Here is a 21169-nt window from a genome sequence, read left to right on the forward strand (position 1 = left end):
CGGTGTTTATATGGGACACGAATATTTCATCATGATTGAAAAGTTGTTATGGGTAACATCAATTGGAATAAAGTAGAAACCATTGTAGATCAGGTCCTTGATCTCCCCCAATCAGAAAGGGTCGAGCATATCCATCAGGTCTGTGCAGGAAATGAAGCATTAAAAGGAGAAGTTACAAAGCTACTCAATTCTATTTTTGATTCTGAGGGATGGCTGGATGATCCCAAAGAATTTAAAGAGGGTTTCTACCAGGAAATGGCTGAGGATGCGGAGAATATTGAAAACAGCCATTCCCTTATCGGGAAGACCATCGGTTCTTATACCATTAAAGAACTTTTGGGGGAAGGTGGGATGGGTCAAGTATACCTTGCTGAACGTTCAGATGGTACGTTTGAACACAAGGTAGCCATTAAAATATTACATTCCGCCCGATCATCTCCGGAAAATATTCGCCGTTTCAAGCAGGAACGGAATATACTCGCAGGCCTGAACCATCCTGGCATTGCCAAATTATTTGATGGAGGAATTACCGATAGTGGACTCCAGTATTTAATTATGGAGTATATTGATGGCAAACCCATCACCACTTATTGTAAGGATAATAATCTGTCTCTCAATGAGAGAATAAAACTTTTTAAAAAAGTACTTTCAGCTGTTCAACATGCTCATGAAAGTCTGGTTATTCACCGTGATCTCAAACCGGATAACATTTTTGTCACTTCTGAACGCCAGATAAAAATTCTTGATTTCGGTATTTCAAAACTCCTTGAAGATACAGAAACATCACCTGGCCATACTCTTAGTGAAGGCCGCATGCTTACCCCTAAATATGCTGCTCCGGAACAAATCCTGGAAGAGAAGGTAACGACCGCGACTGATGTTTATGCATTGGGGATTATTTTTTATGAACTGCTCTCAGGAAAGCATCCTTATGATCTAAACAACAAATCATATTTTGAGACAGAAAATATAATTCTTAATAAAATTCCTCCTGCCCCTAGCGCCAATACCGATTCATGGGGTAAACAGCATCGAGGCACGCTCCGGGATGACCTCGATGCTATTGCTCTCAAAGCTATTGATAAAGATCGTAAAGAACGCTACCGGATGGCCAATCAATTTCTGTCTGATTTAAATAATTTTGAACAAGGCCTCCCGGTTACTGCTCAAGCAAACTCACTGACCTACCGTGCTAAAAAGTATATTGTCCGTAATAAATTAAGTATAGCGGTAACCGTAATCTTTCTATTTTTATTAATTAGCATATCAATTTTTCATACTTCACGTTTAACTCAAGAACGAAATAAAGCCCAGCTTGAAGCAGAAAAAGCTGTTCAGATAAAAGAACTCTTTAGTGAAATCTTACAACAGTCGGATCCCTTTACACAACCTGAAAGGGATATCACTTTATCGGATGTTCTTAGTACAGGCGCCGATAAAGTAAAAAATAGCCTAAATAGTCAGCCACAAATTAAGGCAGAGTTACTGGGACTTTTAGGCGGTACTTATGCCTCTCTCGGCAATTTTAAAGAGGGAGAAGAATTACTTGAAGAAGCCTTATCCCTTGATTATCCCTTAGAATTAAAGACAGAACGACAAACGTATATCAATAATTTGACCCAGGTGGGAAGGATCTATTATAGAACCGGACGATTCGTGGAAGCAGAATCTGCCTATCTTAAAGCTCTTGAAATGAGTAAAAGATTACATGGGGAGGAATCAGGAAATCTGGCAGGTATGTATATCTCTTTAGCTTCCATTTATCGGGAAGAAGGACACCTTCTTAAAACCGAAGAGTTTTATAAAAGGGCTATTGAGATCTCAGATTCAACTCATAAATTATTACTTGCAACCTCATTGGGTAACCTAGCTATTGCCTATCGCGATCAGGGAGAATATGAAAAGGCGTTAAATCTTCATGACCGAAGCCTTAAGCTGGAATATGAGGTCCACGATAGTCTGCATCCGGATATCGCCAGTGGATACAATAATTTAGCTTTTACCTATCAACAGATGGGCAAGTACCAAATGGCTGACTCCCTGCATCAAATAGCACTATCCATGCGCCGCAAATTATTCCCACCCGACCATCATCATATTGCCTCCTCCCTTGTTCGTCTTGGCCTGCTGAAGATAAAACAAATGCATACCGTAGAAGCTGAAAATTATCTTGCGGAAGGGTATCAAATTTTACAACAGAAACTACCGGAGGATCACTGGCAACTCATCAGTGCCCGTGGCGGCTTAGCTGTAAGCCGGGCAATGCAGGGAGAGTTTAAGGAAAACGTACCCATTGTAGAAGAGGCTTATCAATTTTTTAACGATCGGTTTGGCGAAGATGACTGGCGAACCCGTGAAGCTGCTGCGGCTCTTACTAACTTATACCGCATTTGGGGGAAAACCGAAAAGGCCGAATTCTATTCGGATAAACTATAAATAACTATGGCAAACGAGAATTGGGCTAAGGTAGAAACAATTATTGATAAGGCATTGACCCTTTCAGAGCCTGAGCGGGGAGCGTATATTGAAAAGGCCTGCAAAGATGACCAAAATCTTAAGGGAGAAGTTACCCAGCTGCTGGAATCGATATTTGCTTCAGAATCAAAAAAATGGCTTGAAAATCCTTCTGAACTTAAAGGTGGCTTTTTTAAAGACATTGCAGAAGAGCCATCAGACTCTGAATCGATGATAGGCCAAACAATCGGTTCATATACTATCACTAAATTGCTGGGGGAAGGAGGTATGGGGCAAGTCTACCTTGCCGAACGTTCAGATGGTTCTTTTGAACACCAGGTGGCTATTAAAATTATCCGGGAGGGACGGGTCACAAAGACCAATATTGAAAGATTCAGACAGGAACAAAACATTCTGGCTGGACTCAATCATCCTGGCATAGCCAAACTATTTGACGGCGGTATAACCGATGACGGTTTCCCGTATTTGGTTATGGAATACGTTGATGGCGTCCCTATAGATCAGTTTTGTATAAATAAAAAATTGTCTCTGCAACAATATATCGAGCTTTTTATAAAAATATTGGAGGCCATCCGTCATGCACACGAAAACCTGGTGGTTCACCGCGACCTTAAACCAGGAAATATTTTAATTACACCTAATGGTGACGTTAAGATCTTAGATTTTGGTATTTCAAAATTAATTGCTATACCTGAAGATCAATCTCTTACTCAAACTCAAACACGACTGTTAACCCCAAAGTATGCGGCTCCTGAACAAATAAAACAACAACCTATTACCACAGCTACTGATATATATTCGCTTGGTATTATATTTTATCAGCTTCTGTGCCAAACCCTGCCGTTCGATTTTGAGAATATTTCCTCTTACGAAGTAGAACAACTCGTTTTAAATCAACAACCCCCTCCCCCAAGTACCAATGTAGTATCCGGAAATATTACTCCTCATCAACTAAAAGGAGATCTCGATGCTATTATACTCAAAGCGATCCGGAAAGAACCTGAGGAACGTTACAGGGGAATCTCTGAGCTGCTTGATGACTTAAATAACTATCAGAAAGGGCTTCCCGTTTCCGCCCAAAAAGGAACTACCTTTTATCGTACAAAAAAGTTTTTTAATCGCCATAAAAAAGGCACGGCCGTAGCAGCAGGAGTGCTTCTTTTAATTTTCAGTCTTGTTGGCTTTTATACAAATCGTGTAGAAGCTGAACGAAAGCAGGCCGAACTATCAGCAGCCCAAGCTGAAGAGACAAAGGATTTCTTACTGAGTATCTTTAACACTACCAATCCGGAATTTGCATCCTACTCTGGAAATGATATTTCCGCTAAAACACTATTAATGAATGGGGTGGAAGAAGTTGATGCAAGCTTATGGGATCAGCCCAGTGCTTACATTGAATTGATTTCCTCTATTGGAGCAGCTTTGAAAAATCTGACTGCTTATCCCTCTAGCGAAGAAGCCTATGAGAAAGCTTTAGCAAAAAGTGAAGAGCATTATGGAACTGACCATCCACAAACCGCATCTCTTTTGGCTGAAATAGCTCTATTGAAGCGATCCCAGGGGCAAAGAGAAGAAGCTGAAAAATTAATTATCGACTCGATAGAAATCCTCGAACAAAAAAATATTGATGCTTCTTTGTCTCTGGCAAATAAGTACTCGATCTATGCTTTTACCAAAGCATATCAGGGAGAATACTCAGAAGCACTGAATATTTTTCAAAAGGCTGATAGTCTCTATCTAGCCTCAAATAACGAAGAATCATTACATCGCTTCACTACATTAGATAATAGAGCTGAAACGGCAATCAGAATGGGAGAATATGAAGAAGCCGAAAAATATCTTTATGATGTTCTCAATTTTTATCAAAATTATTATAAAGGACCCCATTTTAATATTGCTCAAACATTATCTTCACTGGGGGCATTATACGCCAATACCAGTGAATATGGGAAATCCAATGAGTACCTATACCAGAGTATAAAGATGAAAAAAGAACTTCTGGGGGAAGATCATGTTGATCTATCCAGTACTTATGATCGCCTGGCCCTGAACTATCGGGAACTAAATGAATTGGATAAAGGAGAAAAGTTTGCCCGTCAAAGTCTAAAACTCAATGAAGGAGCTCATGGAGAAAATAGCATACAATATGCGGAGACATTGAACAACCTGGCCCTTATACAACTCGATCGAAATCAGCTTGTGGAGGCTAAAAGTAATTATGAACATATTATAACCATAAAAGAAGAACTGCTGGAGCCAACCCATACTTCTCTGGGAATTGCCTACTATAATTACGCTTCCGTTTTACAGGATTTAGGTGCGCTTACTGAAGCTAAAAACTTTTTTGAGAAAACAATTGAAATTGACAAGGCAACTTATGGTCCAACTCATCCGGGCGTAGCAATTGACTATAATGCTTTAGCTTCTGTCCTGACAGAATTGAACGAATATGAACGAGCAGACTCATTATTTTCTTTGTCCCTCTCAATTTATCAGGAAACGCTCCCTCCCACTCATTACAGGATCGGACAAAATCTCGTTGAACATTCTAAACTATTATATATCAAGAAACAATACACCCTGGCCCAAGACAAGCTAAATAAAGCTATTGATATCTATAAACAATCATTCAGAAAGAGCGATCCAAGAATTGAAAAAGCAGAAAAGCTACTCGATAAATGTAACGAACAAATAAAAACGTAGATTCATCAAATAATCTGGATATCACTTTGTTAAAGGACCTTATGCTTTTACTTAGCTTGGAAGTTCATCACTATCTGGATTAATACATTCAATCTAATTTACCACACCTAAGCAGTATCCATTCTCCCGTAGCAAGTGTATAGAACACGGTTATAAAAAACTCTAATTCAATTCTTTTTAAATGAATCAACTAAATTTCATCATCTTGGCGCATTGTACTTCATAGTTTTGCCAGTAGAAAAAGATATATAAACTATTTTAGGTTGTAAGCGCTTACCCATGTGAATGCATTCGCATTTTCCTGTCTGCTCAAATTGAGCTGTATAAATGCTTATACTGATCATCTTATAGATGCGGATATAAAAAAGACCGCAATAAAAATACTATCAGCCAAAAATTAAAATACAAAGCCTAAAACTGTAGCAATGAATACCTATTCACAGCTTAAGAGCCGTATTGGTCTGGATTATTTAGACCTGGAAAATAATGAGAAGGACCATTGGAATTTGACTCCACCAGAGCTTTACGAAGAAGCAATAAAAAACGGGGAAGCTATCTTAACAAAAGACTATGCCCTTAGGGTAAGAACCGGTAAATATACAGGGCGTTCTCCTTCCGACAGGTTTATCATCAATCAGCCTTCTATTCAAAACGATATTGATTGGGGTAAGATAAATAAACCCACAGATGAAGGTGTCTTCGAGAATCTTTTTCAAAAAGTAACCGCCTACCTTCGGGATAAACAATTGTATGTTAAAGACTGCTATGCAGGAGCAGATAAGAAGTATCAGCTAAATGTAAGAGTGATCAGCGAAGCGGCCTACCACGGTCTTTTTGTACATAATATGTTTATCCGTCCATCGGAGGAACAACTCAAAAACCACGAACCTGATTTTACGGTTTTGGCAGCCCCTAACTTTAAAGCCAATCCGGAAGTAGACGGGACAGAATCCGAAACATTTATTTTAATTAACTTCGACCGAAAAATTATCCTCATTGGAGGAACGCTCTATTCCGGAGAACTAAAAAAAGGAATATTCTCGGTCATGAATTACCTTCTTCCCAAGCAGGGAGTGATGGCCATGCACTGTTCTGCCAACATGGATCAAGAGGGAGATACAGCCGTGTTCTTTGGACTTTCAGGAACCGGGAAAACAACACTTTCCTCTGACCAGGATCGTATCCTCATTGGCGATGATGAACACGGATGGAGTGAAAATGGAGTCTTTAATATTGAAGGGGGCTGCTACGCCAAAACAATAAACTTGTCAGAAGAAAATGAACCTCTCATCTACGCTACCACCAAGATGCCGGGTACTATCCTGGAGAATGTAGTACTCGATGAAAACCGTGCTCCTGATTTTTATGACACTAGTCTCACGGAAAACACACGCTGCTCTTATCCCATTCATTACATTCCCAACGCCAGCGAGAGCGGAGTAGGAAACCATCCAACCAATGTCATTTTCTTAACCTGTGATGCATTTGGCGTGTTACCCCCTATCTCAAAATTAACCCCCGAACAAGCGATGTATCACTTCATAAGTGGCTATACAGCAAAAGTCGCAGGTACGGAACGAGGTATCGATGAACCACAGGCGACGTTTTCAGCTTGCTTTGGAGCCCCCTTTATGCCATTACATCCCACTGTATATGCGGAACTCCTAGCGGATAAAATACGGAAATACAATTCTACCGTTTGGCTTCTCAATACCGGGTGGACAGGAGGTCCCCATGGAATTGGCCACCGGATGAAACTTTCCCATACACGGCAAATGCTGAGTGAGGCACTAAAAGGAAATCTGACCGATGTTACCTACGATGTTGATCCCATATTCGAACTATCAATTCCACAAAAGATAGATGGCGTCCCAAACAATATTTTAAATCCACGAAATACCTGGGATAATAAGCTGGCATACGACCAGAAAGCAGAAAAGCTGGCCGCTATGTTTGCTGATAACTTTTGCCAATTTAAGGAAAATGCTAATAAAGAACTTGTTCAGGCAGGTCCACAAGTATAAGTGCACTTTAATATTATTAGTAATTGGGAGAATCTAATCTCCCAATTACTAATAACTATAGCCTAATTTTCCATTATTGCATTCAACTTATCCAGGTTATCCTGTACCCGAAGTGCTTCAATAACCTCATCCACCTCCCCTTTCATGATATCTTCAAGATTGTAAAGCGTTAAGTTAATACGGTGATCCGTAACACGGCTTTGTGGATAATTATAGGTGCGAATTTTTGCACTGCGATCGCCGGTAGAAATTTGACTCTTGCGTTCTTCTTCCCGTTCCTTTCGAAGTTTCTCTTCCTCCTTTTCATATAGCTTTGAGCGCAGCATTTTCATAGCCTTCTCCTTATTCTGATGCTGAGAACGCTCTTGTTGGCATTCAACCACTACCCCCGAAGGTTCGTGTGTAAGACGTACCGCTGAATCTGTTTTATTAACGTGCTGTCCTCCTGCACCACTTGCCCTAAAGGTATCTACCCGGATATCAGTCATATTTACTTCAATATCTACCTCTTCTGCTTCGGGCAGTACGGCTACAGAAGCTGCAGAGGTATGTACCCGTCCCTGAGTTTCTGTCTGTGGCACCCGCTGTACCCGATGGACCCCACTTTCGTATTTCATTTTCCCATATACTTCTTCACCTTCAAGGCCAAAGGTCAGTTCTTTATATCCTCCCTTCTCTGATTCACTGAGACTAAGCAGATTAAGCCTCCATCCCATATTTTCTGAATATCGGCGGTACATATCAAACAAATCCCCGACAAATATAGCAGCTTCATCCCCTCCGGTTCCGGCCCGAAGCTCTACGATTACATTCTTGGAATCATCCGGATCCTTGGGAATGAGCTTATATTTAATAGCTTCCTCTAATTCTTCGAGTCGTGGTTTAAGCTCTTGATTTTCTTCACGGGCCATTTCCGTAATTTCGGCATCGTCTCCTTCCTCAATTAGTTCCTCATTCCCCTGAATTTGACCACGGACATCCTTCCACTCATCATAGAGTTCAACCAGATCTTTTAAATCACTGTGTTCCTTGGTCAATTCCGTATAGCGATCGGGATCGTCATATACCGCAGGATCACTCATTGCTGCCGTTACTTCTTCAAAACGCTCCTGCACCTGCTCTAATTTCGCTTCAATATCCATCTATTCTAAAATACTTTATATAATTGCGGATGATCTCGGTTATCTGCTAATTTCTAAAATACGATTCTTTCGGCAAAATGAAGAATCCGGAATCGGAATTGAATGCATTCATCTTTCTTCTTCACTTCTGAGTGAATTATTCTTATGTTTTATCCAAAAATTTAAAACAGATAATTATTTGATTAATGGACAAGAACCCACTTTCCGCAAATTTTCGACTGGGATTTTTAGGAGCCGGCCAGCTGGCTCGCATGTCTGCCCTGCAGGCTTTTCGTTTTGGCATACAAATAGGAGTTTTTTCGGACAGAAACGAAAAGGAACCCGTAGAATTTATGACACCCTATTCTCAGACTGGCTCGTTTGATTCGGCTGATGATCTGACCCTTTTTGCAGATACCTGTGATGTGTTGACCCTGGAAAATGAGTTCATTGATTCAGAAGTACTTGCACAAGCACAGGAGAACAGCGGAACTCCCATATTCCCCTCCCCTCAGAGCTTTGGGCTTATTGAAAATAAACTGATTGAAAAGCAAACCTTTGAAAATGCCGGACTCTCTGTTACTCCTTATCAATTAATTGAACGTGATAAAGATCTTAACTCCTTTGGAGAAAAACATGGATGGCCTTATCTCTTGAAATCCTCCAAAGGCGGATATGATGGCTTTGGAAATGAAACTGTTCATGATCTGGACGAAGCCAGAGATGCCTTTAAAAAGTTGGGGGGAAAGGATGGACACGATATCATTGCAGAAGCTTTTGTTGATTTCACCCACGAATTGGCAGTACAGGTAGCCCGTAATGAAACCGGACATGTGGTCTATCCCTGCTGCGAAACGGTACAGGAAGATCATATCTGCGTAGCGGTAAAATCTCCAGCTCCAGTGGTTAAATCTATCCAAAAGAAGGCTCAAGAGATGGCAGTACAGGCGACCAAAGCCATTGACGGGAAAGGTATTTTTGCCTACGAATTTTTTCTGACCACAGACGGAGAGCTACTGCTCAATGAATCGGCTCCGCGCCCTCATAATTCCGGACATTATACGATTGAAGGATGCGTAACTTCCCAGTTTGAAAACCATGTACGCGCAGTAATGGGCCTTCCCCTTGGTTCAACAAAGCTTCGAAGTCCCGCTGTAGCAATGGTGAATTTATTAGGTAACAAACGAAGAGATGCCCAAGTTGATCATTCCTTTGATGCTTTGCAGGAAGCCGATGGACATCTGCATTTTTATGGAAAGCTGGATAGCAAACCAGGAAGAAAGATGGCCCATTATACGCTGTTGGGTAATGATATAAAGAAAACCTATGCAACCGCTCGTAAACTGACAAAGGATATAACTATTTAGATCTCTATCCAGAATATTAATATTATATACTACTTAAGTAACGAGAATAAACCTCTAACATATTTATAACCTAAATAATGAGTGATAACGAACCTAAAGTCGGAGTAATTATGGGCAGCGACAGTGACTGGCCCACCATGCAAAAAGCCTGTGAGATATTGGATGAATTTGAGGTGTCTTATGAAAAGAAGGTCGTTTCCGCCCACCGTACACCAGACCTAATGGCCAAATACGGCAAGGAAGCGCGGGATCGGGGTATACAAGTGATTATTGCGGGAGCCGGTGGTGCAGCCCACCTTCCGGGTATGACTGCAGCCCACACTACCCTTCCGGTTATCGGCGTTCCCATAAAAACAAGCACCCTCAGCGGACTGGACAGTCTTTACTCTATCGTTCAGATGCCACCAGGCGTTCCTGTTGCTACGGTAGCTATCGGTAAAGCTGGCAATGCTGCGCTTCTGGCTATTCGGATGTTAGGCATGAGCAATCCCACACTTGCGGAGAAACTGAATAATTACCACCAGGAAATGGCCCAAGCCTCTCTAGACAAAACAAAAAATCTGACTTAGTTTGTATGTAGGATAATGGCATTTTTCCAACAGGATTTTGTACTACGGCAAATTAAACGTCTCACACAACTCTTGGAGCAAATCATATTTAAAAAGAATCAAAAGCAATATGATCAGGCCATAGAACAGATACAAAATGCCTTTCAGCAACTTACAAAAGACCACCCCAAAAAATTCTCTGAACTGAGTCTGGCTGAAACCCAAAACATCTTTAAAAGAGATCAAGATTTTGAAGCAGACTTGGCGCTTGCTGTTGCTGATTTACTCATTGAGGAGGGAGAAATGCTACGGAAGAAACATTACAGCCGTTCTCAAAAATGCTATCTTCAGGCACTTCTCTTATATAAAAAGGCTCAGCTCACAACCGAAACACCGGTACCTTTAAATATTCAACAAAAAATAACACGACTTAAATCTGAAATTCAAGATCCAGCTCATCTGGGCACCATTAACGAACTGGTAACTTAACTATATAAGTATTTTTTAATGTTTTAAATGGTGAAAGGTGGAAAAGTAAATGATATCTTACTGTAAATATCAACTAATATTAGCTCGTGAGCGACTATAATAAAAAATTAGAAGATCTACTTGATCATCAGCTCATCAGTAATGATCAACTGCAAAAGAAGAAAGAGCTGGGGGGAATCGGCTATCTTATCAACGGTAACATGTGTCTCGGTATATATGATAATTTTCTTGTCGCACGTATTGGTAAATACTTAGCACAGTCATTAATCGATCGCCCGGGTATTAAACCTTATACTTCAGATAATGATGGATTTGATGATTTTATCCTGGTGGCAGAACAAATCTATGAGCATCCCAAGGCACTCCGAAAGTTTATTGATCAATCTATAAAATATACGTCAGGCTTGTCAGAAAAGAAGAATCAAAACAAGGTATAACAGATTTCCCTGTTATTTAAGAAAAATTAATCCCAGAAATAGATCACTCTTAATCATAATCCCTCTTTACCGCCAGAAAAACCCCGTGCCAGCTCACTTTGACAGTATCCCCCGTTGAAGAGGCATCCCATTCATTGATAAGCAGATTCATTTCCCGTTTTGTCAGTCCCCGGCCTTCTGTTTGGGTACCCGCTCCTATTTTTTTAAGGTATTCGAAGAAATTACGCGCACTCTCAAAAGACTGATATATCGTATCCTCATAATAATCTACCTGGGCCGGGCCCAGCGACATTTTAATAACCATCTCTTCCACATCCGGAAGAATATTTCCCGTGTACGGAATTCCCAATTGCTGGCAATATTCCCGCCATTGGGGAAAACTCTCACTCCCGGGAAAAGAAGTCAATAAAAGTCCACCAGGTTTGGTGGCTTCCAACCATTTTTTCAAAGTTATTGCAGGATTTTGAAACCAGTGAGGAGTAAATCCACTAATGGTTAACGCATATTCCGGTTGATCAGGGATTAATTCTTCGGCATCCTTGACCTGAAATGTTACATTATCATTATCTGCAAATTTTTGTTGACAATAATCAATCATTCCGGGGGCAATATCGACACACTCAATTTTCCGATCAGGATAAAGCTCTAAAAGTCCTTCGGTTACAAAACCAGTTCCACACCCAAGTTCAATAATTGGCCCTTCGGGAATGATTGCTGTCCATGGTTCAAGAGAGGCAATTAGCCGGTCCGCCATCTGCTTCTGAAGATCAGCATATTTTTCGTAATGCACAGCAGACTCGCTGAACCCAGATGTAATTTCCTTTTTAACAGCTCTCATTTCTGACTCAGACATAAATATACATCACCTGACAGTAAAACTATCTATTGCATCTAAACGGAATGATTAAATTCATACAATTTAGATTAAATAATTATTGTAAGTAGCTATATACTAAGTAGTTAGGGATAGTATTTAATTAATAATATTTCCCTTTTTATTGAGTAGGACCTTGCCACGTTGAATCGGATTCAAAGGTGCGAAGCATGGTTCTAAACTGGCGCACAAACCTTCGCTTATCATACTTGGGAGCGAACTGGCCAAACTCTAAAATAAACAACCGATCCGTTTCATCATCATATATGGTCAAGTTCGCAAAGGGGCCGCCCATGGCATCTTTAGTCATTCGCCAGGTACCAAGCGTTTCATAGGCTAAATCTCCATTTATCTCGAAAGATTCTGTTTCTACCGGGCGACGATATTCAGTCGTTACATACGAACTGTCCCGCGTACCCCGAATCCATTGTTCCATCAGAGAATCGCGCTTAGCGTTAATCCATTCGTCATCCAAAAAACTATTGTCGGTGACATCTTCTTTCCACCACGCCCAAAACCACCGGTCGTTTTCCGGCAGCGGCCGGCGCATTGTAAAGAAATGATTTTCTTCGCCATTATCAGTATAAGTAGTATCGATACTTTTCCTCCAGTCATGCTGAATCCTTATTTTCCAACCGGCTTCAGTCCATAAACTATCAGCTAACTCTGTCTGTTCTCCCCTTTCATAAACCTCTTCCTTCCATCTAGCAAATTCTTTTTCCATCAGGTGATCGGTTAAGGTTTTTTCCGAATTGCGAATCTGTTCAGCCAGAGCCGAGTCGGTTGGAGCGGAAAGAATCATTGTCCACTGGTTTCTATACCATCTGTCCTGAAGCGGAAAAGCAAAGGACTCCCCATTTTGAACCTGGCTCTCAATCTCATCACTAAGTAAAGCACGGATAAATTGGGCTGTGTTGGTGCTGTCGTCAATAGGAGCGGCAACGATTAAATTTTTAGACCGCTTTAAACGCTCAAGCTCATCATTATTTTGAAAGTCCTTAAATTGCAGATTAAAGAGGGGCTGGGGATTGGGGATCGTTCGTACCCATCGACCGTATGTTTCCCGTAAAGCCTCGGCAGTTTCACTATCCCACTGTGTGGAATCCATCATTACTGTCACTTGACCAGATCCGCCAGTTGCTTCCTGACGATAATCTCCCTCACAGCTAATCCAGACAACCGCTGTTAAAATTAGTAGTCCAATTTTCAATAATGATTTCATAAATATACTGTAATTATTAAAGTTAAGACTTACCATACTTTAAGGTTCTAACAAAATCAAATACCTTTTCTTTCCAGTCATTTTCCGGATAGTGTTCCCGGATGGTATCTATGAGCGCACTACCAACAATGAAGCCATCCATATCTGTAGCTATGCGTTGCGCATCTTCATGGGTTTTAATTCCAAAACCTACCATCTTAGGATTTTTAACCACATTTTGTTTTACCCGGTTGATAAATCGCGCGACGGATTGGGCGACCTCATCACCTTCTCGAGCCCCTGTAACACCTGTCACAGATACACAATAAACGAATCCATCGGATGCCTCATCAATCTTTTGCATTCTCTGGTCGGAAGAATTAGGAGCCACCAAATAGATGAGTGAAAGTCCCTGAGACCTAATTTTTTCGGAAATCATTCCAGACTCTTCTATGGGTATATCCGGAATAATAAGTCCATCCACCCCAGCTTTTGATGCTTCCTCACAGAATTCATCAATTCCATACCGTAAAACAGGGTTAATATACCCCATAAGTACTATAGGGATTTCAGACTTTTGGCGGACCTGCCGGACCATCCCAAAAATTTTATCCATCGTAATCCCCTTTTCAATAGCAATGTTACTGGAATATTGAATAGTAGGGCCATCGGCCAAGGGATCACTGAAGGGCATTCCTAATTCAATAAAATCTGTTCCATTCTCTTCCAATCCTAAAATCAAATCTACCGTCGATTCCAGGTCAGGATAACCAGCCGTTAAGAAGAGACTCATTATTTTTGAGGATTCGTTATGCCTCTTAAAAAGCTGTTTTATTCTATTATCGGTCTTAATCATCTTGTTGTTATTCATTTACACACAGATTAAGCTAATTCTATTATTATAAGTTCTTTGATATCGTGCCCATGTCTTTATCTCCGCGGCCAGAACAGTTTAATACCACAATTTCATCTTTGGAAGTTTGTGGCATCAACTCATCCAGGTAAGCAATGGCGTGAGCCGTCTCCAATGCTGGTATAATCCCTTCCAGATCGGAAAGTAGTTTTACTCCCTTCATAGCCTGATCGTCCGTAATTCCGGCATAGGTAACTCTTCCTGAATCACGCAGATAGGAGTGCTCGGGACCAATTCCCGGATAATCAAGTCCTGCACTAATAGAATGTGCCAGCTGAATCTGGCCTTCTTTATCCTGCAGTAAATAACTCATTGATCCGTGTAGCACACCCGGTTCTCCAATTGTTAATGTAGCCGCTGTCTGATCAGTATTGGCGCCCAAACCCGAGGCCTCAAGTCCGTACATCTTTATGGATTCATCCTCTATAAAGGGATAAAACAGCCCTATCGCATTTGAGCCACCTCCTACGCAGGCGAGCAGATAGTCCGGCCCTCGTCCTTCGGCCTCCTGCAGCTGGCGACGTGTTTCATCACCAATGATGCGATGGAAATTGCGTACCATCTTTGGATAGGGATGTGGCCCCACTACCGAACCGATAATATAGAAGGTATCTTCCACATTAGTCACCCAGTCACGTATGGCCTCATTGGTTGCATCTTTCAGGGTCTTTGAACCACTCTCAACGGATCGTACTTCAGCCCCAAGCAAACGCATGCGTTCAACATTCAGCTTTTGCCGCTCCATATCTTCGGCGCCCATATATACAATACAGTCAACGCCAAATTTAGCGCATGCTGTAGCGGTAGCTACGCCATGCTGTCCCGCTCCGGTCTCAGCAATTATGCGCTCCTTTCCCATACGCTTGGCCAGTAATATCTGCCCGATTGCATTGTTAATCTTGTGGGCCCCGGTATGACATAAATCCTCTCGCTTAAGATATATCTTGGCTTTGCCGTAGTACTCTGTTAATCGGTTGGCATAGGTAAGCTTTGTTGGCCGGCCTACATAATCATTAAGCAAATCAAGATATTCCTGACGGAATTCCTTATCAGCCCAAGCTTCATTATATGCTTCCTCTAAAGTTTCCAGAACGGGAATCAATATTTCCGGAACAAATTTACCGCCGAAATTACCGTAATAACCTTCTTTTGTTGGCAGATCGTATTTCATAGTAATGTTTAACTAATTTTTAACAAATAACGAATAAATATAAAACTAACTAAAGTCTCCCTTTTCTTGCATATCCCAAATTTCCCGCATTTCATCCATAAAGGATTCTACCTTACTAAAATCTTTTATACCAGGCTCTTCTTCGAGTCCACTCGAAAGATCCACAGCATAAGGGGAAACAGTTTCACATGCTTTACGAATATTTCTATCATCAAGTCCGCCGGAAAGAAAGAACGGAGCGCGATCAGTGATTTTATTCAGTTTTTTCCAGTCGAAAGTTTCGCCAGTTCCGCCCCATTGCTTCTCGACCTTAGTGTCAAAAAGAAAAAACTCTGCCACCTCAAGATAGGGCTCCAAACGGGAAATTATATCATCAGCTGTATCCTTCTCTTCGATATGAATAGCTTTAATAACAGGTTTATCAACAAGCTCACAGTATTCCGGATTTTCATTTCCATGCAGCTGGACATAATCAATACCAGTCTGCCTGCTAATCATATTAACGTCATCCAAAGGCTGGTTCACGAACACTCCCACACATTTGGGGCCCTCTACCCAGTTAATAATAGCACCAGCTTTGGCGGGTGTAACATGTCGTGGACTTCTTTCATAAAAAATAAATCCTACATAATCAGCCAGCGCCCCAGAAACAAAGCGGGCATCTTCAAGTGTTGTTATTCCACAAATTTTGACTTTTGTTCGTTCCTTATTAGGTGCCATTATTTACTGTTCTGTGAGTTTTTTATTAGCTCTTGCACATTATCCTTCAGTTTTTTTACCGCGTCACCCGGATCAGGTTGACGCATAAAATATTCTCCTATCAGTGCTGCATGAATATCATTATTAAATAAATAATGTAGATCATCGGCACTGCTCAGACCACTTTCAGAGATCAGGACCGTTTCTTCCGGAGCTTTATTCAGGAGGTCTACTCCGCGGTGTAAATCGACCTCAAAGTTTCTTAAATCTCTATTATTAACTCCAAGTATATCAACAAATTCAAAAGGTACACGTTCATAATCCTCTTCCGAATAGCATTCTACCAGCGCCTGTAATCCAAATTCCTCGGCAGCATGCAATAACTCCTCAAGCTGATGGCCATCCGTTATTGCAACAATTAATAAAACCGCATCTGCTCCATAAGATCGCGCTTCCTTAATCTGATATGGTTCTATAATAAAATCTTTGCGCAACAATGGAATAGAAGTTTTATTACGAACACTTTCAAGGTATTTCAGATCACCTCTGAATGCCGGTTTATCGGTCAAAACAGAAATAGCAGCAGCTCCGCCCTTTTCATACTGATTAGCAATTTTCTCGGGATCAAAGTCGGGGCGTATGAGCCCTTTAGATGGAGAAGCCTTCTTTATCTCCGCAATAATTGATACCTCATCGGCCTGTTTTAACGCGTCACGAAAATTCCTAACCGGTTGCTCAAAATATTCAAACGAATCTAAATCATTAAAGCTGACTTTCTTTTTTCTTTTTTTGAGATCAACTGCTGTTTGTTCTACAATTTCATCAAGTATAGTAGACATCGGATTACCCTTTCTGTGCTATATCATTAGTAGCTTCAACGAACTTATCCAGTGCTTGCCGTGCCGCTCCTGATTGCAGGCTTTCCTCAGCAAGCTTCTTCGCCTCTGTAAGATGGTCCACTTTTCCCGAGGCATGGATTCCAAAAGCAGCATTGAGCAGAATAATATCCCGCTGGGCAGCCGTTGCCTCATTATCCAATATTGACCGAATAATTTGGGCATTATAATCGGCATCACCTCCAATAACCTCTTCTATATCGGCCCATTCAAAATCAAGAGCACGGGGATCAAAAGTGGAAGCATCCTTAACCATGCTATTGGTTAGCTCAAAAATTTCGGTCTGGGCACTTAAGCTTACTTCATCCAACCCATCGTGTGAGTTAAGGGTATAAGCAAACTCCGTATCCAGATTTGCCAAAATTCGGGCGATCTTACGGGCGACCTCTTTGCTATAGGCCCCAATCACCTGCCGCTTTACCCCTGCCGGGTTCATAAGTGGCCCCAAAATATTGAAGAAAGTGCGAATACCCAGGACCCTTCGAGCAGACATCACGTGTTTCATCGCCGGATGAAAGTTAGGAGCGAACATAAAAACGAGTCCAGCTTCATTAAAAACCTGTTCCACCTCTTCCTTTTGGAGGTCAATCACCCCTCCGAGTACTTCAAGCACATCCGCACTCCCACTCTTGCTGGATACGCTTCTGTTCCCATGTTTTAGCACAGGCACTCCTGCGCCGGCTACCACAAACATGGCCGTTGTAGATATATTAAAAGTTCCAGAACTATCCCCTCCAGTCCCGCAGAGGTCCACTGCACCGTTAGTTTCTACCTCTGGCTTGACAGCGGCTTCCCTCATAACTCTAACAAAAGCAGTGAGCTCTTCGGTGGTCTCCCCCTTCATTCTCATAGCCGTTAGGAACGAAGCAATACGCTCGTTTTCTACCTCTCCGGCAATAATTAGTCGAAGAGCTTTTTCTGCCTCCTCAGACGACAGATCACCGCGGTAGATTAATTGTTCTAATATATCATTGAAATCCATATCCTAATGGTATTATTATAATTACAACTATTATATAAATTAATTTTATACTAAATTATGTTTTATCGTCTGTCGATACCAATTCTTAACGATAGCCGGCCCCTCAACGGTAAGCACACTTTCCGGATGAAATTGGATTCCTTCAATCGGAAATTCTTTATGTCTAATTCCCATTAGCACTCCCTCGTCACTTCGAGCGGTAATTTCCAGTATATCCGGTATTTGATCCGGATCAAGTATCAGTGAATGATAGCGAGTAGCGATAAAATTATCGGGAATATCCCGGAAAATAGATTTGCCGTCGTGTGTTATGGGAGAAGTTTTTCCATGCATCAACTTGGGAGCATGAATAACACGACCTCCAAACACCTCTCCTATAGCCTGGAGTCCCAGGCAAACTCCCAAAATCGGGACCTTATGGCCCAATTGTTCAATAATGGGTTCGGTGATTCCTGCATCAGCCGGACGACCCGGGCCTGGAGAAATTAAGATCCCTGAAGGATTTAATGCCCATACTTCATCCACTGAGAGCGCATCGTTGCGAACGACCTTATAATTATCCGTTTCTTGTGCTACGATATCCACCAAATTGTAGGTAAATGAATCGTAGTTATCAATGACTAAAATCATGGGTTCAAACTCCTTAGCTTTTCAGTGAATATTGGTGGGATTTAAATAATCCCGTTACTTCTCGAATCGGTTCCATCACGGTTTCAGCCCTTTTTCGAGCTTTCTCGCCTCCTTCTTGTAAAATATCGTGAACCCGATCCAAGTCTTGGGACAATTCTTTTCTTCGCTCACGCGCTTCGGCAAAGTATTCTTCAATCATTGCTAAAAGCTCCTTCTTGGCATGACCATATCCATACCCTCCTGCGCGATATTTTTCGGCTATTTCCTTTTGCTTCTCCTCATCCGCAAAAAGTTTTATAAGAGCGAATACATTGCAGTTCTCCGGATCTTTTGGTTCATCCAGGGGTGTTGAGTCCGTTTTAATAGACATTACCTTCTTTTTAAGGGTTTTACCCTCATCAAAAATATTAATCGTATTGCCATAGGATTTACTCATCTTTCGTCCATCGACTCCCGGTACAATTGCTACGGATTCAACAATATGCTCTTCTGGAAGTTTTAGATAATCATTGCCATAATTATGATTGAATTTCCCAGCCAAATCGCGACAAATTTCGATATTTTGTTTTTGATCTTGTCCCACAGGTACCAAATCCGAATGATAAATTAGGATATCCGCCGCTTGCAGAATCGGATAGGTAAATAATCCAATATTCGGGCTCAGCCCTTGTCCGACTTTATCCTTATAGGCCACCCCTTTCTCCATTAAACTCACCGGACAAAAAGTGCCTAAAATCCAAGCCAGTTCAGCGACTTGTGGTACATCACTTTGAACAAAGAACGTACACTTTTCGGGATCCAGTCCCAGTGCCAAATAATCCAAGGCTACATCAATAGTATTCTGGCGTATTTGTTCGCCATCATTAATGGAAGTCAGAGAATGATAATTAGCAATAAAATAAAATGCATCTCCCTGTTCCTGCATTTGAATATGCTGGCGAAGTGCTCCAAAATAATTTCCTAAATGTAGTTTACCGGATGATTGGATACCGGATAAAATCGTCTTCATTTGATCGCTATCAGTTTTAAGTTGCAATTTATAACTGTTTAATGATTATTCACTACCGGTAATCGTTAGTGCAACACTCAGCGCTTCAACAAGTGCACCGGCTTTATTCTTAGTTTCTATATACTCCTTCCCAGGATCACTGTCAGCTACAATCCCAGCCCCGGCCTGTATATAAACATTAGAATCCGTTACCAACATGGTACGAATAACTATACAGGTATCCATATTACCAGAAAAATCAAAATATCCTACTGCTCCCGCATAGGGACCTCTTTTGGTAGGTTCCAGCTCATCAATAATTTCCATTGCCCGGATTTTCGGAGCTCCGCTTACGGTTCCGGCCGGAAAGCATTGCATTAAAGCATCAACCGCTGTCTGATGCTCCGCGAGTTGTCCCTTAACATCCGATACAATGTGCATAACATGGGAATAACGCTCAATAACCTGCTCGCGGACGGGTCGTACCGTACCCGGCTGGCAAACCCGGGACAAATCATTACGTCCAAGATCCACTAACATCACATGCTCAGCAATCTCCTTGGGATCGTTCTTTAGATCCTCTTCTAGAGCCAAGTCCTCTTCATCTGTTTCTCCCCTTGGGCGCGTACCCGCTATGGGTAGCAGCTGCGCTGTTTCATCCTGAACGCGTACCAAAACTTCCGGAGAAGAGCCAACCAAAGCAAAGTCTTCAAAATCCAAGTAAAAGAGATAGGGCGAAGGATTTACCATCCGCAGCGCCCGGTAAAGCATAAAGCGATCCCCCTCAAAATCTGTTTCAAAACGCTGGGACAGCACTACCTGGAAAATATCTCCTTCATATATATACTCCTTAGCACGTTTAACCATACCCTCAAATTCATCCCGGTCAATATTGCTCGTCAGGTTTTCAGGATTGATAGAAAAAGAGTTCGTTTCAGGTAACGGCTGATAAACGAGCTCTTCCAACTCATCCAATCTTTTCTGCGCCTGTTTATAGCGCTTCTTGACGTCTACGTCTGCTGTATCATCTATAAAAACAGTTTTGATGATAATAATCTGCTGCTTGACATGATCAAAGGCGAACACCTCGTCGTAAAAAGCCCATATTGCTTCCGGGATTTCCATTTCCGAAGGTGGAGTATTTGGCAGGTGTTCTATTTCCCGCACAGTATCATAAGAAGAAAAACCTACAGCCCCGCCTGTTAGCCGGGGAAGTTCGGGAATTTCAGGTTCAGTATGACGAGTCGTTAATTCTTTTAAGGCCTCAAAGTAAGTTTGATCAAGCTGCTCAACATTTCCTTCTTTTTGAAGCGTTACTTCATCCTTCTCATATCGCAAGATCTGATAAGGATTTCGCCCCAAAAAGGAATACCTTGCTAACTGTTCCCCTCCTTCTACCGATTCCAACAGGAAGGGAATTTTAGCCTTTTCCCTAAGTTTCAGGAATAACGATACAGGGGTCATAACATCAGCCATTAGCCGCCGGTAAACCGGTACAGCCGTATATTTCTTTGCTAAATTCTCAAATTTTTCAAATTTCATAAATGATATTCCTCTGAATAAAACACTCTTTTAATAAAAAAACCCACTCCAGTTTCCTGCAGTGGGTTTTCTAAAAACTTTAAATAAAAATCTAATTTATAGCTCAGCC

At 41.5% G+C, this 21169-nt stretch carries 18 protein-coding genes; 7 read left to right on the plus strand and 11 right to left on the minus strand.

Features of this window, described 5'->3' with window-relative positions:
* The first annotated feature begins 48 nt into the window (after window positions 1-48).
* The 3 genes from ABEB05_RS04025 (at window position 49) to pckA (ending at window position 7202) form a co-directional block, all read left to right on the plus strand.
* Window positions 49-2436: a serine/threonine-protein kinase gene (locus tag ABEB05_RS04025; RefSeq protein ID WP_265787724.1), complete on the plus strand. Its 2388-nt coding sequence runs from the start codon at window positions 49-51 to the stop codon at window positions 2434-2436.
* Between the two features lie 6 nt (window positions 2437-2442).
* Entirely contained in the window at window positions 2443-5178 is a 2736-nt protein-coding gene (locus ABEB05_RS04030) for a serine/threonine-protein kinase (protein ID WP_265787726.1), read from the plus strand.
* A gap of 425 nt (window positions 5179-5603) precedes the next feature.
* Window positions 5604-7202, plus strand: a complete 1599-nt coding sequence (gene pckA / locus ABEB05_RS04035) for a phosphoenolpyruvate carboxykinase (ATP) (RefSeq protein WP_265787728.1) — start codon at window positions 5604-5606, stop codon at window positions 7200-7202.
* A gap of 62 nt (window positions 7203-7264) precedes the next feature.
* On the opposite strand, the gene prfA is transcribed toward pckA, so the two are convergent.
* Complete coding sequence (prfA, locus tag ABEB05_RS04040; protein ID WP_265787730.1) at window positions 7265-8344, minus strand: peptide chain release factor 1; 1080 nt, start codon at window positions 8342-8344, stop codon at window positions 7265-7267.
* A 185-nt stretch (window positions 8345-8529) separates the two neighbouring features.
* Between prfA and purK the strand changes: the two genes are divergently transcribed.
* From purK to ABEB05_RS04060, 4 genes are all read left to right on the plus strand, one after another.
* On the plus strand, window positions 8530-9690 hold the full coding sequence (gene purK / locus ABEB05_RS04045) for a 5-(carboxyamino)imidazole ribonucleotide synthase (RefSeq protein WP_265787732.1): 1161 nt from the start codon (window positions 8530-8532) through the stop codon (window positions 9688-9690).
* A 77-nt stretch (window positions 9691-9767) separates the two neighbouring features.
* Window positions 9768-10259, plus strand: a complete 492-nt coding sequence (gene purE / locus ABEB05_RS04050; protein ID WP_286668675.1) for a 5-(carboxyamino)imidazole ribonucleotide mutase — start codon at window positions 9768-9770, stop codon at window positions 10257-10259.
* 15 nt (window positions 10260-10274) lie between these two features.
* Window positions 10275-10727, plus strand: a complete 453-nt coding sequence (locus ABEB05_RS04055; protein WP_265787734.1) for a hypothetical protein — start codon at window positions 10275-10277, stop codon at window positions 10725-10727.
* An 86-nt stretch (window positions 10728-10813) separates the two neighbouring features.
* Window positions 10814-11164 (plus strand): TfoX/Sxy family protein, encoded by a 351-nt coding sequence (locus ABEB05_RS04060; protein WP_265787735.1) that lies wholly within the window; start codon window positions 10814-10816, stop codon window positions 11162-11164.
* A 49-nt stretch (window positions 11165-11213) separates the two neighbouring features.
* Here the strand turns inward: ABEB05_RS04060 and ABEB05_RS04065 are convergent, their stop codons facing one another.
* The 10 genes from ABEB05_RS04065 to trpE all read right to left on the minus strand — a co-directional run bounded on the left by ABEB05_RS04065 (window position 11214) and on the right by trpE (window position 21060).
* Window positions 11214-12017, minus strand: coding sequence for a methyltransferase domain-containing protein (locus ABEB05_RS04065; RefSeq protein ID WP_265787737.1), 804 nt, complete (start codon window positions 12015-12017; stop codon window positions 11214-11216).
* Window positions 12018-12159: 142 nt separating this feature from the next.
* The gene (locus tag ABEB05_RS04070; RefSeq protein ID WP_265787739.1) at window positions 12160-13260 is read right to left on the minus strand and encodes a DUF4837 family protein; all 1101 of its coding nucleotides are present in this window, start codon (window positions 13258-13260) and stop codon (window positions 12160-12162) included.
* Between the two features lie 22 nt (window positions 13261-13282).
* Window positions 13283-14110, minus strand: coding sequence for a tryptophan synthase subunit alpha (gene trpA, locus ABEB05_RS04075; RefSeq protein WP_265787741.1), 828 nt, complete (start codon window positions 14108-14110; stop codon window positions 13283-13285).
* Between the two features lie 28 nt (window positions 14111-14138).
* Window positions 14139-15323, minus strand: coding sequence for a tryptophan synthase subunit beta (trpB, locus tag ABEB05_RS04080; protein WP_265787743.1), 1185 nt, complete (start codon window positions 15321-15323; stop codon window positions 14139-14141).
* Window positions 15324-15368: 45 nt separating this feature from the next.
* The gene (locus ABEB05_RS04085; RefSeq protein ID WP_265787745.1) at window positions 15369-16043 is read right to left on the minus strand and encodes a phosphoribosylanthranilate isomerase; all 675 of its coding nucleotides are present in this window, start codon (window positions 16041-16043) and stop codon (window positions 15369-15371) included.
* Entirely contained in the window at window positions 16043-16861 is an 819-nt protein-coding gene (trpC, locus tag ABEB05_RS04090) for an indole-3-glycerol phosphate synthase TrpC (protein WP_265787747.1), read from the minus strand. Before trpC ends, ABEB05_RS04085 begins: the two co-directional genes overlap by 1 nt.
* Window positions 16862-16865: 4 nt before the next feature.
* Window positions 16866-17900: an anthranilate phosphoribosyltransferase gene (gene trpD / locus ABEB05_RS04095; protein ID WP_265787749.1), complete on the minus strand. Its 1035-nt coding sequence runs from the start codon at window positions 17898-17900 to the stop codon at window positions 16866-16868.
* Window positions 17901-17945: 45 nt separating this feature from the next.
* Window positions 17946-18530, minus strand: coding sequence for an anthranilate synthase component II (locus tag ABEB05_RS04100; protein WP_265787751.1), 585 nt, complete (start codon window positions 18528-18530; stop codon window positions 17946-17948).
* A gap of 13 nt (window positions 18531-18543) precedes the next feature.
* Window positions 18544-19539, minus strand: a complete 996-nt coding sequence (gene trpS / locus ABEB05_RS04105) for a tryptophan--tRNA ligase (RefSeq protein ID WP_265787753.1) — start codon at window positions 19537-19539, stop codon at window positions 18544-18546.
* Between the two features lie 45 nt (window positions 19540-19584).
* Window positions 19585-21060, minus strand: coding sequence for an anthranilate synthase component I (gene trpE, locus ABEB05_RS04110; RefSeq protein ID WP_265787755.1), 1476 nt, complete (start codon window positions 21058-21060; stop codon window positions 19585-19587).
* Between the last annotated feature and the right edge of the window lie 109 nt (window positions 21061-21169).

The organism is Fodinibius salicampi, from assembly GCF_039545095.1.
In the GTDB taxonomy this organism is placed as follows: domain Bacteria; phylum Bacteroidota; class Rhodothermia; order Balneolales; family Balneolaceae; genus Fodinibius; species Fodinibius salicampi.